Below are 11,648 nucleotides of genomic sequence, written 5' to 3' on the forward strand. Positions count from 1 at the left end.
CGCGCCGGGCGCTCGGAGGCTGTTTCTCCGCCGCAACGGCGCGCAACCACCGGCAAACGCATCCGGCGGTGCCGGACCGGGCTCAGGCCCGTAGGGACACCTTCGGCCTCGCCTCGGGCTCTGCGGGCCGCTCGGCCGCATCCGTCGCCGGCCGGGCGGCCACCGCCCGCCACCACGGATCCACCGGGAGGCCGTCGCCGTCCGCCGGCTCGAAGGGCTGCCCCGGCCGCGGCGTCGCGACGCGCGCGCCGTGGCTCCGGGCCGCCGCGACGGAGCCCTCGGCCGGCTCCTCCCAGGGGTGCGGCGCGAGATTGAACGTGCCCCAGTGGATGGGCAGCATGACGCCGTGCGCGGCGTCGCCTTGCAGATCGGCGTGGGCCTGCATGCCCTCCTCGGGCGTCATGTGGATGTCGGGCCAGAACTCGGAGTACGCACCGATCTGCACCATCGTGGCGTCGAACGGCCCGTACTGGGCGCCGATGTCCTTGAAGCCGGGGAAGTAGCCGGTGTCGCCGCTGTGGAAGACGCGGTGCGCGGGGCCGGCCACGACCCAGGAGGACCAGAGGGTGTGCTGGGTGTTGCGCAGCGCGCGGCCGCAGAAGTGGCGGGCGGGGGTGGCGGTGAAGGTGAGGCCGGCGACGCGGGCCTGCTCGTGCCAGTCGAGCTCGGTGATCCGGTCCTCGGGCACGCCCCAGTGCTCCAGGTGGGCGCCGACGCCGAGCGGTACGACGAAGTGCGCGCCGGTGTTGCGGGCGAGGGCGCGGACGGTCGGCATGTCCAGGTGGTCGTAGTGGTCGTGGGAGATGACCACGGCGTCGAGGGGCCCGGTCTCGCGCAGCGGCACGGGCACCGGGTGCAGCCGCTTCGGGCCGGCGAAGGCGAAGGGCGAGCAGCGCTCGGACCAGACCGGGTCGAAGAGCACCCGGGCCCCGTCGATCTCGGCGAGCACGCTGGAGTGCCCCATCCAGGTCAGCCGCAGGCCGGACGCGGCGGGCACGGCCAGGTCGGCCACGGTGGTGGGGTGGACCGGCACGGAGCCGGCGGGCGCCCGGCGGGCGCGCTCCTCCGCACGGAAGTACGTGGGCAGGAACTTCAGCATGGCGCGGGAGGGCGTGCGCTCGGTGCCGGCGGGGTTGGTGAACACGCCGTCGGCGAAGTGCGGCGACCGCCGGATGCGTGCCATCCGCTCCCCGGACGGGTCCGCGCCGAACGCGGCCGGGCGCAGGGCGTCGAGCGGTGAGCTGGTGAGGCGGAAGCCGGTCACGGCACCTCCAGGGCGAAAGCGGCCAGGTCACGCCATTATCTGCCCCGGCCCGGCGGGCGGCCGGGCGGCCCCCGGCCGACGGGCGGGCGGCTGTTTCGGGGAGCGCCGGTGAACTCTCCGGCTGCCGCCGCCCGGGCTCACCCCCGTGATATGAGCCCGGACGCGCGGCCGGCGCACTGCCGGGGACCCACTGTGCAGGGTCGTGCCCCCACCCGCACGTGATTTTTTACGGGGTCTTCCCCTCCGTTTGCGGGGCACTCAGTCCGCTGACCCGGAGGGTGATGTTCAGCCGGCCGGTGAGCCCGAGCGCGGCGGGTCCGGTGCCGGGGTGGGTGCGGGGCACGCCGTGGAAGGCCGGGCGCGAGGGTCCGCCGAAGACGAAGAGGTCACCGCTGCGCAGCTCGACGTCGGTCCAGGGGCGGTTGCGGTTGCGGGTGTTGCCGAAGCGGAAGACGCAGCTGTCGCCGAGGCTGAGGGAGACGACGGGGGCCGTGGACCGCTCGTCGCCGTCCCGGTGCATGCCCATCGACGCGCCGCCGTCGTAGAAGTTGATCAGAGCGATGTCGTACGGGGCGGGTGCGGGGGCGGTCTCCGGGGGATCGTCGCCGTACGCGTCGGTGAGGGCCTGCGCGGCCATCCGCTCCAGCTGAGCGGGGAACGGCTTGACCGGCGCGCCGTCTCCGTCCACGACCGTGCGGGCGTAGCCGTACGGGTACCAGTGCCAGCCGAGGCAGACCATGCGGACGGACATCTGCCCGCCGCTCGGCATGCGCACGGTCCGCAGCCCGGCGGGCGGCCGGGCCCAGGTGCGGCAGGCAGCGAGCAGGCGCTGCTGGGCGGCGAGGTCCAGCCAGCCGGGGACGTGGACCGCTCCGGGCGCGATCTCGGCCCGGGGCCGGGGGAAGAGCTCGTCGTCCATGCCCCCAGGGTAGGCGGGGGCGCTCCAGGCATCGATCATCGGGTGTGACGACCATCACATGGTGGCGGTGCGCCGCGATGTCACACATCCGCCGGCCGGATCCGTCGTACGGGCGGAAGCGCAACGACTGCGACGGAGGAACCAGCCATGGCCAGGATCTCTCTCACCCCGGACCGCACCCCGCTCATCCGGATCGTGGAGTGGTACAGCAAGCGCACCTACGGGAAGGTGCTGGAGCCGCTGATGGCTCTCTCCCACCACCGGCGCGTGCTGATCACGACGTCCCGCTTCGAGCTGTCGGTGGGCCGGTGGAAGAAGCTCGACCCGCAGCTGAAGGCGCTGGCCGAGCTGGCGTCGGCGACGGTCATCGGCTGCTCGTGGTGCACGGACTTCGGCTACTGGCTCAGCCGCGGGCACGGCATCGCGCACGAGAAGCTGCGCGACGTGCCGGTGTGGCGGGAGAGCGACGTGTACACGCCGCTGGAGCGGGACGTACTGGAGTACGCCGAGGCGATGACGGTCACCCCGCCGGCCGTCGGGGACGAGCTGGCGGAGCGGCTGCGGCAGCGCCTGGGCGACGCGGCGTTCGTCGAGCTGACCTCGATGGTCGCGGTGGAGAACCTCCGCTCGCGCACCAACGCGGCGCTGGGCCTGCACAGCCAGGGCTTCAAGGACACCTGCGACGTACCGGCCGGCGCCCGGGCGGACCGGGCGGCCCGTTAGAGCCTCGTGCCGCCGGCCTGCCGACCCGCCACGTCCGTGGTACCTCGCCGTTGCGGCGGAAGAAAATGCCCGCCGCAACGGCGCCGCACCACAACGGCGGGAGTCCGGCGGAATGCGCAGCCGCAGGAACGACGCGTACGGGCCCTATCCCTTGCGTCCCACTCCCCCGTAGAAGATCGTGTCGTTGAGCTCCTCGGGGCCCGGGACCGGTCCGTCCGGCCGCCAGAGCGGGACGCGGACCACGCCCGGGTCCAGGAGTTCGAAGGCGCCGAAGAGCGGCTCGACGGCGGACCGGTCGCGCAGGTTGAGGCCGGCGGTGGCGTTCTTGTACGTGCCGACGACGCTGTCGCGGGCCTTCACGTCGGTGTAGCCGCCGGCGTAGCCCTCGTACGGTTCGGCCGTGGCGTGCGAGAGCACGAGGTGGCTGCCGGCGGGAAGGGCGTCCGCGAAGGCCGCGACGATGCCCGCCGGGTCCTCCTCGTCGGTGACGAAGTGGAGGACGGCGACGAGGAGCAGGGCCACCGGCTCGCCGAAGTCGATCAGCTCGCGCACCTCGGGGCGGGCGAGGATCGCCTCCGGGTCGCGCACGTCGCCGAGGACGAAGCCCGCCCGCCCGGTTCCGGTGAGCTTCGCGCCCGCGTGCGTGGCGACGATGGGGTCGTTGTCGACGTAGGCCACCCGGACGTCCGGGGCGATCTCCCGTGCCACCTCGTGGGTGTTGGGCGAGGTGGGGATGCCCGTGCCGACGTCGATGATCTGCCGGACGCCGCCGCGGACGACCTCCCGCACGGCCCGCTGGAGGAAGGCCCGGTTGGCCCGGGCGGAGAGCCGCACCTGCGGGTGCGCCCGGATGACGTGCTCGGCGGCCTGCCGGTCGACCTCGTAGTTGTCCCAGCCGCCGAGGTAGTAGTCGTACATCCGGGCCGGGTGCGGCCGGCTGGTGTCGATGTCCTCGGCCGCGAAGCCCTGCTGGTTCATGCGGTGCTCCGATCCCAATGTCATGCCCGTGGCGTCATGCCTGTGCTGTCATGGCCGTGCTGTCATGCCGTGGTGGCGCGGTGCGCGCACGTGCGTGCGCGGTGTCAGCGGTCTTACTCGCAGGCGGCGCCGGAGCCGGCGAGCAGGAAGTCCGCCGCACCCGCCTTGGCGCCGTTGATGAAGCTCTCCATCTCGTGACGCGTGTAGATCAGGGCGGGGCCCCCGGGGTCGGTGGACTGGCGCAGGGCGATCCGGCCGTCGCCGAGCCGCAGCGCCTCGACGCACGAGCCTCCGTTGCCGCCGCTCCACGGCTTGCTCCACCCCTCGGTGCCGAGGTCGGTGGCGGGCATGCCGTTGTAGATGCGATCCATGGTTCAGATCTCCTTACGAATCCCACCCAGGACTGCCTCGGTGGTCTGTGCCGGTGCGGCCTGCGCGCACATGCGGTCCAGCGCTTCCAGGAAGGCCGAGACGTCCTCGCGCTGGTCGAAGTACGAAGCGCCGACGAGGTTTTCGGCGTACGCGATGTCCGGGAGCTCCGGGAGCGGGAACCGGAAGATGTGGAACGGTCCGTACATCGCCGGGTGCGGCCCGGCGGCGAACGGCATGATCTGCAACCGCACGTTGGGCAGGGTGGTGGCCTCGGCGAGCCGGGAGACCTGCTCGCGCATGATGTCCGGCCCGCCGATGGGCCTGCGGAGCACGGTCTCGTCCATCACCACCCACAGCAGCGGCGCGCCCTCGCGGGTGAGCAGCGACTGCCGTTCCCGGCGGACCGCGACCGCGCGCTCGATGTCGGCCTCGGGGGCGTGCGGCATGCCGGCGCGGAGCACGGCGCGTGCGTAGCGCTCGGTCTGGAGCAGCCCCGGGACGTAGTGCGGTTCGTAGGCCCGGATGAGGTTGGCTTCGCCCTCCAGGCTGACGAACGCGCTGAACCACTCGGGCAGGACGTCCCGGAAGCGGTGCCACCAGCCGGGGCGGTTCGCCTCGCGCGCGAGGTCGAGGAAGCCCTCGACCTCGGCGGCGTCGGTGACGCCGTAGACGCGCAGCAGCTTCTCCACGTAGGGGAGCTTCAGGCCGACTTCGGCCTTCTCCATCCTGCGGACCGTGGCGTGCGTGACGTCGAGGGCACGGCCCGCCTCCTCGTAGCTGAGGCCGGCCTTCTCCCGCAGGTCGTGCAGCCGTTTGCCGAGGACGACCCGCAGAACGGTCGGGGCGCCCGCCGGACGCACTTCGGCCACTGTTCCTCCCCCTCCATGCCGACCCGCTGTCAGATGCGTGTCATATGCCCGCAGTCTGTCACGCGCGCCCCCGGAGCCAACAGACTGCTCTGACGATTCTGTAATTTGCAGATTGAACCTTGCCACACCTCGGCGGTATCGCACATAGTTACGGCGTGGTCCCCTCCCATGACGCACCTTCGCTCGGGCGCTTCGGCTGTTCCATGGCCGCGCGTCTCCAGGACGCCTTCCACTTCCCGGCCCGTGGCGCCTCGGTGGCAGCCGCCCGAAAACGGGTCCTCGCGCAACTGCGGGAGTGGGGCATCGACGAAGTGGCGTGCGATGACGCACAGTTGGTGGTGTCCGAGCTCTTCACCAACGCCGTCCGGCACACGGACAGCGCGAACGTCAGCTGTCAGCTGAGGGTGCTCGGCGCGCACCTGCGCATAGAGGTGGCCGACCAGGGCCGCACCCCGACGGAGCCGCGGGCGCGGTGCAGCGGGGCGGACGAGGAGAGCGGCCGCGGGCTGCTGCTCGTGGGCGCACTGTCCAAGGCCTGGGGGGTCCGGCCCGACGACAGCGGCCGGGGCCGCGTCGTCTGGGCCGATCTGGCCGCCGGGCGGCCCACCCCCTGAATTTCCCCTCCCCCGAAGTCCCTCCCCTTTTAAGCTCCCTCCCCCTCGAAGCGGCGCTACAGCGGCAGCAGGTCCGGCCGCTTGGGCTCCACGTGGTCCCCCGAGGACTCGCCGCGCAGCCGGCGGCCGATCCACGGCACCAGGTGCTCGCGCGCCCAGTGGATGTTGTCGCGCCGCACCTCGGCGGGCGAGCGCTGGCCCTCGTCCGGCCAGGCCTGGTCCGGGTCGGCCGGCACCTCCAGGCCGAGCACCTGGGCGGCCCGCAGGGCCACCCGCGTGTGCCCGTCGGGCGAGAGGTGGAGCCGGTCGTCGCTCCAGGCCCTGCGGTCCTGCACCGAGCGCAGCGACCACAGGTCCAGGACCGGGCACCCGTGCCGGTCCGCAATGGCGCGGACGTGGGCGGTGTACGTCGCGATCTTGCCGCGCAGGTGCCGCAGCACGGGCATCCCGCGGGTGTCGAAGCCCGTGCACAGCAGCACGGTGCCCACGGAGGAGGCCAGCTCGGCGACGGCCTTCTCGTAGCGCTCGGCCACGGCGTCCGGGTCGCTGCCCGGGCGCAGGATGTCATTGCCGCCCGCGCAGAAGGTCACGAGCTCGGGGCCGAGCTCCTTCGCCCGGGGCACCTGCTCCGCGACGATCTGGTCCAGGAGCCGGCCGCGCACGGCGAGGTTGGCGTAGCGGAAGTCGTGCTCGGGACGCTGGTCGGCGAGGAGTACGGCGAGTCGGTCGGCCCAGCCGATGAAGGTGTCGTCCGGCCCTGGGTCGCCGACGCCTTCGGTGAAGCTGTCCCCGACGGCTGCGTACGACCCGATCGCGCTCTTGCTGAATGAATTCGAATCGTCTGCCACGTCAGTACATCTTTCCTCCCCAGGAGTGACCTACGCCACCGTAACCAGGGGTTGACGTGCCGTGATGTATCCCACCCCGGCGAAGTCCCCGCAAGCGGAATACGTCGGCGCGGCTACCGCACGGAGCGGATTGCCCGTACAACCGGTGTCGTAAGGTCGTTGAGCCGCCTCGCCGACGACCAGCGCCGGCAGCCGAGACCCAGGGAGCGCCCGTGACGCAGACGCCGCATGTGCCGTCCACCGAGCCCGAGCTCGCGGGGGTGCGCAACTTCCGTGATCTGGGCGGCCTGCCCACGGCTGACGGCCGGCGGTTGCGGCACGGCGTCCTCAACCGCAGCGGGCACCTGGCCCACGCCACCGAGGAGGACGCCCGCTTCCTCGGCACGCTCGGCCTGCACACGGTCTTCGACTTCCGCAACGCCGCCGACATCGCGCTCGACGGCCCCGACGTCGAGCTCACCGGCGTCCGCAACGTGAACCTGCCGCTCAACGACCCTGCTCACGGCGCCGAGTTCTGGAACATGGTGCGCGCCCGCGACCTCGCGCAGATCCGTGCGGCGCTGGCCGACGGCAGAGCGGCGGACCGGATGGCCGAGACGTACCGCGAGGTGATCACGGGCCGGACCGCCGAGCTCGGCCACGTCCTGCGCTCCGTCGCCGAGGACAGCGTGCCCGCGCTCATGCACTGCGCGGCCGGGAAGGACCGCGCCGGGCTGTCCGTCGCGGTCACCCTGCTCGCCCTCGGCGTCGCCCGCGACGTCATCGAGGCCGACTACCTGGAGTCGAACGCCCCGCACCGGCGCTACCGCATGCGGCGGGCGCCGGAGGCGACCGGGCCCGAGGACCGGGAGATCGCGGAGCTGCTGTCGCCGATGTTCGAGGCGCGCGCCACGTATTTGCTGGCCGCATTCGAGACGATCGACGCCGTATGGGGCTCGGCGGACCGCTATCTGACCGACGGGCTCGGGCTCGCCCCGGCAGCCCGGGAGCGGATGCGGAGCCGACTCCTCACAGACTGACGTGATCCGCCGGGCGGCTGAGCGATCGCACAGCCGCCCGGCGGAGTAGCTAGCGGTTCGCCACCGCCTGCTTCACCAAGGTGCGGCCGAAGTCCCAGAGCAGCCCGCCGCCTCCGTGGGCGTCGTCCATGACGGCCGTGAAGGCGTCCACGAAGCGGTCCACCTCGCGCTCTCCGATGATCAGCGGCGGGATCAGCTTGATCACTTCCAGGTGGTCGCCGGAGACCTGGGTGAGGATGCGGTGCTTCTGGAGCAGCGGCGCGACGACCATCTGCGCGAAGAGGCCCTTGCGGGCCGCCTGGAGCATCGCCCAGCGGCTGCGCAGCCCCAGCGAGGACGGCTTGCCGAACTCGATGCCGATCATCAGGCCCCGGCCGCGGACGTCGTGCAGCAGCTCGTACTTGCCGGTGAGCGCCGCGAGCCGGGTGCGCAGCAGGTCGCCCGTGCGCCGGGCGTTCGCGACGACCTGCTCGTCCTCCAGGACCGAGAGCACCGCGAGCCCGGCCGCCATCGCCTGCGCGTTGGCGCCGAAGCTCGCGGAGTGCACGAGGACCCGGTCCATGGAGGAGTAGACCTTCTTGAAGATCCAGTCCTTGCCGAGGGTGGCGCCCACGGGCACGTAGCCGCCGGAGAGCGCCTTGGCCACGCACACCAGGTCCGGCTCGACGCCGGCCTCGTGCTGGTAGGCGAAGAAGTCGCCGGTGCGCCCGACGCCGGTCTGCACCTCGTCGGCGATGAGCAGCGCCTTGTGCCGGTGCAGCAGCTCCTGGGCGGCGCGCAGGTAGCCGGGGGGCGCCTCGTGGACGCCCTTGCCCTGGATGGGCTCGATGACGAAGGCCGCGACGTCGCCGCGGGCCAGCTCCCGCTCCAGCGCCGCGAGGTCGCCGAGCGGGACGGCGGTGTCGGGCAGCAGCGGCGCGAAGCCGTCGCGGAAGCCGGACTCGCCGTTGACGGAGAGCGAGCCGGTGGTCAGGCCGTGGAAGGCGTGGTCGCAGTAGAGGACCCGCGGTCTGCCGGTGGCGTACCGCGCGAACTTCAGGGCCGTCTCCACGGCCTCGGTGCCGCTGTTGCCGAAGAACACCCGGTCCAGGTGGGGTGCGTACGACAGCAGCTTCTCGGCGAGGAGGCCGGGCAGCGGCTGGCAGTCGAAGCGGGTGAGGTCGGCGAGCGAGGCGTCGAGGACGTCGTGCAGCGCCTTGCGGACGACGGGGTGGTGGCGGCCGACGCCCATCACCCCGAAGCCCGCGAGCATGTCGAGGTAGTCCTGCCCGTCGGCGTCCCAGAAGTAGGCGCCCTCGGCCCGCTCGTAGACCTTGTCGAAGCCGATGGTGTGCAGCATGCGCGGCAGCTGGTGGTTGAGGTGCCGGGCGTGCAGGTCGTACCGCTCGGCGCCGCGCTCCGCGAGGAGCCGGGTCAGGTCGAAGCCCTTGGCGCTCGCGGCGGGGGCGCCGGCCGTGCCGGCGGTGTCGGCTGTCATGCGTCGTCGTTCTCCTTGACGGCCGCGGGGGCGCCCGCGGCTTGCGTACGGGCCGGGGCCGGGGCCTTCTTGCGGGCGGCCGGGGCTTGCGTGCGGGCGGGGGCCGGGGCGGCGCTGCGGGCCGGGGCTTCGTCACCACCGGCCGGGGCCGCGTGACGGGCCAGCGCGGCGCTGATCCGGCCGGCGATCTCGGCGGGGGTGAGCCCGAGGTCCGCCAGGACCTCGCCGCGCTTGGCGTGCGGCAGGAACTGCTCGGGGATGCCGAAGGTGCGCAGCGGCACGTCGACGTCGGCGTCACGCAGCGCCTGCCCGACGGCCCAGCCGACGCCGCCGGTGCGGCTGTTGTCCTCGACGACCGCGACGAGGCGGTGGCGCGCGGCGAGCGGGGGCAGGGCGGGGTCGACGGGCTTGACCCAGCGCGGGTCGACGACCGTGCAGGGGGTGCCGCGGGCGGCGAGGAGCGCGGCGGCCTCCAGGCAGACCCCGGCCATGGTGCCGACGGCGACGAGCAGGACCTGCGCCTCGTCCTCGCCGGGACCGGGGCGGGCGATGACGTCCATGCCCCCGGCGCGGGCGAGGGCCGGGACGGGCTCGCCGACGTTCTCCTTCGGGAAGCGGATCACGGTGGGGGCGTCCTCGACCTCGACGGCCTCGCGGAGCTGGGCGCGCAGCTGGTCGGCGTCGCGCGGGGCGGCGATCCGCAGGCCGGGCACGACTTGCAGCAGCGACATGTCCCACATGCCGTTGTGGCTGGGCCCGTCGGTACCGGTGACGCCGGCCCGGTCGAGGACGAACGTCACCCCGCACTTGTGCAGGGCGACGTCCATGAGCACCTGGTCGAAGGCGCGGTTGAGGAACGTGGCGTAGACGGCGAAGACCGGGTGCAGACCGCCGGTGGCCAGGCCGGCCGCGGAGACGGCGCCGTGCTGCTCGGCGATGCCGACGTCCCAGACCCGGTCGGGGTAGGCCTCGGCGAACTTCGTCAGGCCCACGGGGTGCAGCATGGCGGCCGTGATGGCGACCACGTCGGGCCGTTCGGCGCCGATGGCGAGCATCTCGTCGCCGAAGACCGAGGTCCAGGACCGGCCGGCCGAGGGGGCCAGCGGCAGGGACGTGAGCGGGTCGATCACGCCGACGGTGTGGAAGCGGTCCGCGTCGTCCTCCAGGGCGGGCTGGTAGCCGCGCCCCTTCTCCGTGCGGCAGTGGACGAGGACGGGGCCGTGGAAGCGCTTGGCCCGGCGCAGCGCCGACTCGACGGCGTCGATGTCGTGGCCGTCTATCGGGCCGAGGTACTTCAGGCCGAGGTCCTCGAACATGCCCTGCGGGGCGAACGCGTCCTTGAAGCCCTTCTTGGCGCCGTGCAGGGACTCGTAGAGGGGCTTGCCGATCAGGGGCAGGCCCTGGACGGCGTCCTTGCCCCAGGACAGGGCGCGTTCGTAGCCGTCGGTGGTGCGGAGCGTGGCGAGGTGGTCGGCGAGGCCGCCGATGGTGGGGGCGTAGCTGCGCTCGTTGTCGTTGACGACGATGATCAGCTGCCGGTCCTTGGCGGCGGCTATGTTGTTGAGCGCCTCCCAGGCCATGCCGCCGGTCAGGGCCCCGTCGCCGATGACGGCGACGACGTGCCGGTTCCAGCGGCCGAGGACCTGGTTGGCCTTGGCGAGGCCGTCGGCCCAGCCGAGGACGGTGGAGGCGTGGCTGTTCTCGATGACGTCGTGCTCGGACTCCTCGCGCGAGGGGTAGCCGGACAGGCCGCCCTTGCCGCGCAGCTTGGAGAAGTCCTGGCGGCCGGTGAGCAGCTTGTGGACGTAGCTCTGGTGGCCGGTGTCCCACAGGATGCGGTCGGCCGGGGAGTCGAACGAGCGGTGCAGGGCGATGGTGAGCTCCACCACGCCGAGGTTGGGGCCGAGGTGGCCGCCGGTGCGGGCGACGGCGTGGATGAGGAAGTGGCGGATCTCCTCCGCCAGTTCGGTCAGCTCCTCGGCGTCCAGGGTCTTCAGGTCGCGCGGACTGCGGATGTTCTCGAGCAACGACACGCGGGCCCCCTCCTCGTCTTGCGGCCTGGGCCGGGGCGGCCGCTCGGTCGCTGTTCCTACGGTGGCGGTCGCCGGTTCAGGCGATGGTGACGTGCGGTGCCCCGCCGGGGGCGCCGTCCGCCGCCATGACTTCGGCGATCTTCATTGCTTCCTCGATGAGGGTCTCCACGATCTTCGACTCCGGCACGGTCTTGATGACCTCGCCCTTGACGAAGATCTGGCCCTTGCCGTTGCCGGAGGCGACACCCAGGTCGGCCTCACGCGCCTCACCGGGACCGTTTACGACGCAGCCCATCACCGCGACGCGCAGCGGCACCTCCATGCCCTCCAGACCGGCACTGACCTGGTCGGCGAGCTTGTACACGTCCACCTGCGCCCGGCCGCACGACGGGCACGAGACGATCTCCAGCCGGCGCTGCCGCAGCCCCAGGGACTCCAGGATCTGCATACCGACCTTGATCTCCTCCGCCGGCGGCGCCGACAGCGACACACGGATCGTGTCACCGATGCCCTCCGACAGCAGCGCACCGAA

At 72.7% G+C, this 11,648-nt stretch carries 12 protein-coding genes; 3 read left to right on the top strand and 9 right to left on the bottom strand.

Going from position 1 to position 11,648, the window contains the following annotated elements; translation table 11 throughout:
• Positions 1-82 precede the first annotated feature (82 nt).
• Together D7231_RS29285 and D7231_RS29290 are read right to left on the bottom strand one after the other, a co-directional pair.
• The gene (locus tag D7231_RS29285) at positions 83-1,264 is read right to left on the bottom strand and encodes an MBL fold metallo-hydrolase (protein ID WP_120758627.1); all 1,182 of its coding nucleotides are present in this window, start codon (positions 1,262-1,264) and stop codon (positions 83-85) included.
• Between the two features lie 226 nt (positions 1,265-1,490).
• Positions 1,491-2,183 (bottom strand): alpha-ketoglutarate-dependent dioxygenase AlkB family protein, encoded by a 693-nt coding sequence (locus D7231_RS29290; RefSeq protein ID WP_120758628.1) that lies wholly within the window; start codon positions 2,181-2,183, stop codon positions 1,491-1,493.
• Between the two features lie 147 nt (positions 2,184-2,330).
• Here D7231_RS29290 and D7231_RS29295 point away from each other — a divergent pair, with 147 nt between their 5' ends.
• The gene (locus tag D7231_RS29295) at positions 2,331-2,906 is read left to right on the top strand and encodes a carboxymuconolactone decarboxylase family protein (protein ID WP_120758629.1); all 576 of its coding nucleotides are present in this window, start codon (positions 2,331-2,333) and stop codon (positions 2,904-2,906) included.
• 144 nt (positions 2,907-3,050) lie between these two features.
• On the opposite strand, the gene D7231_RS29300 is transcribed toward D7231_RS29295, so the two are convergent.
• The 3 genes from D7231_RS29300 to D7231_RS29310 form a co-directional block, all read right to left on the bottom strand.
• Positions 3,051-3,908, bottom strand: a complete 858-nt coding sequence (locus D7231_RS29300) for an SAM-dependent methyltransferase (RefSeq protein WP_241999984.1) — start codon at positions 3,906-3,908, stop codon at positions 3,051-3,053.
• Between the two features lie 89 nt (positions 3,909-3,997).
• Complete coding sequence (locus tag D7231_RS29305) at positions 3,998-4,255, bottom strand: DUF397 domain-containing protein (protein WP_058042627.1); 258 nt, start codon at positions 4,253-4,255, stop codon at positions 3,998-4,000.
• 3 nt (positions 4,256-4,258) lie between these two features.
• The gene (locus tag D7231_RS29310; RefSeq protein WP_120758631.1) at positions 4,259-5,125 is read right to left on the bottom strand and encodes a helix-turn-helix domain-containing protein; all 867 of its coding nucleotides are present in this window, start codon (positions 5,123-5,125) and stop codon (positions 4,259-4,261) included.
• A gap of 155 nt (positions 5,126-5,280) precedes the next feature.
• Here D7231_RS29310 and D7231_RS29315 point away from each other — a divergent pair, with 155 nt between their 5' ends.
• Positions 5,281-5,739: an ATP-binding protein gene (locus tag D7231_RS29315; protein WP_241999985.1), complete on the top strand. Its 459-nt coding sequence runs from the start codon at positions 5,281-5,283 to the stop codon at positions 5,737-5,739.
• Positions 5,740-5,795: 56 nt separating this feature from the next.
• Here the strand turns inward: D7231_RS29315 and D7231_RS29320 are convergent, their stop codons facing one another.
• Positions 5,796-6,587, bottom strand: coding sequence for an SGNH/GDSL hydrolase family protein (locus D7231_RS29320; RefSeq protein ID WP_120758633.1), 792 nt, complete (start codon positions 6,585-6,587; stop codon positions 5,796-5,798).
• Between the two features lie 212 nt (positions 6,588-6,799).
• Between D7231_RS29320 and D7231_RS29325 the strand changes: the two genes are divergently transcribed.
• Entirely contained in the window at positions 6,800-7,606 is an 807-nt protein-coding gene (locus tag D7231_RS29325; RefSeq protein ID WP_120758634.1) for a tyrosine-protein phosphatase, read from the top strand.
• A 49-nt stretch (positions 7,607-7,655) separates the two neighbouring features.
• On the opposite strand, the gene D7231_RS29330 is transcribed toward D7231_RS29325, so the two are convergent.
• The 3 genes from D7231_RS29330 to D7231_RS29340 form a co-directional block, all read right to left on the bottom strand.
• Entirely contained in the window at positions 7,656-9,083 is a 1,428-nt protein-coding gene (locus tag D7231_RS29330; RefSeq protein WP_120758635.1) for an aspartate aminotransferase family protein, read from the bottom strand.
• The gene (gene dxs / locus D7231_RS29335; RefSeq protein WP_120758636.1) at positions 9,080-11,116 is read right to left on the bottom strand and encodes a 1-deoxy-D-xylulose-5-phosphate synthase; all 2,037 of its coding nucleotides are present in this window, start codon (positions 11,114-11,116) and stop codon (positions 9,080-9,082) included. The genes D7231_RS29330 and dxs overlap by 4 nt, the downstream gene beginning before the upstream one ends.
• Positions 11,117-11,192: 76 nt before the next feature.
• The coding region (locus tag D7231_RS29340; protein ID WP_158673831.1) for a flavodoxin-dependent (E)-4-hydroxy-3-methylbut-2-enyl-diphosphate synthase at positions 11,193-11,648 on the bottom strand (456 nt) is incomplete at its 5' end.

The sequence above is a fragment of the Streptomyces klenkii genome, from assembly GCF_003626645.1.
Classification (GTDB): Bacteria; Actinomycetota; Actinomycetes; order Streptomycetales; family Streptomycetaceae; genus Streptomyces; species Streptomyces klenkii.

What these genes read in the sequence shown, in the direction of transcription:
- D7231_RS29290 (WP_120758628.1), bottom strand. Translation starts at nt 2,183, where the DNA reads ATGGACGACGAGCTCTTCCCCCGGCCCCGGGCCGAGATCGCGCCCGGA.
- D7231_RS29295 (WP_120758629.1), top strand. Translation starts at nt 2,331, where the DNA reads ATGGCCAGGATCTCTCTCACCCCGGACCGCACCCCGCTCATCCGGATC.
- D7231_RS29300 (WP_241999984.1), bottom strand. Translation starts at nt 3,908, where the DNA reads ATGACATTGGGATCGGAGCACCGCATGAACCAGCAGGGCTTCGCGGCC.
- D7231_RS29305 (WP_058042627.1), bottom strand. Translation starts at nt 4,255, where the DNA reads ATGGATCGCATCTACAACGGCATGCCCGCCACCGACCTCGGCACCGAG.
- D7231_RS29330 (WP_120758635.1), bottom strand. Translation starts at nt 9,083, where the DNA reads ATGACAGCCGACACCGCCGGCACGGCCGGCGCCCCCGCCGCGAGCGCC.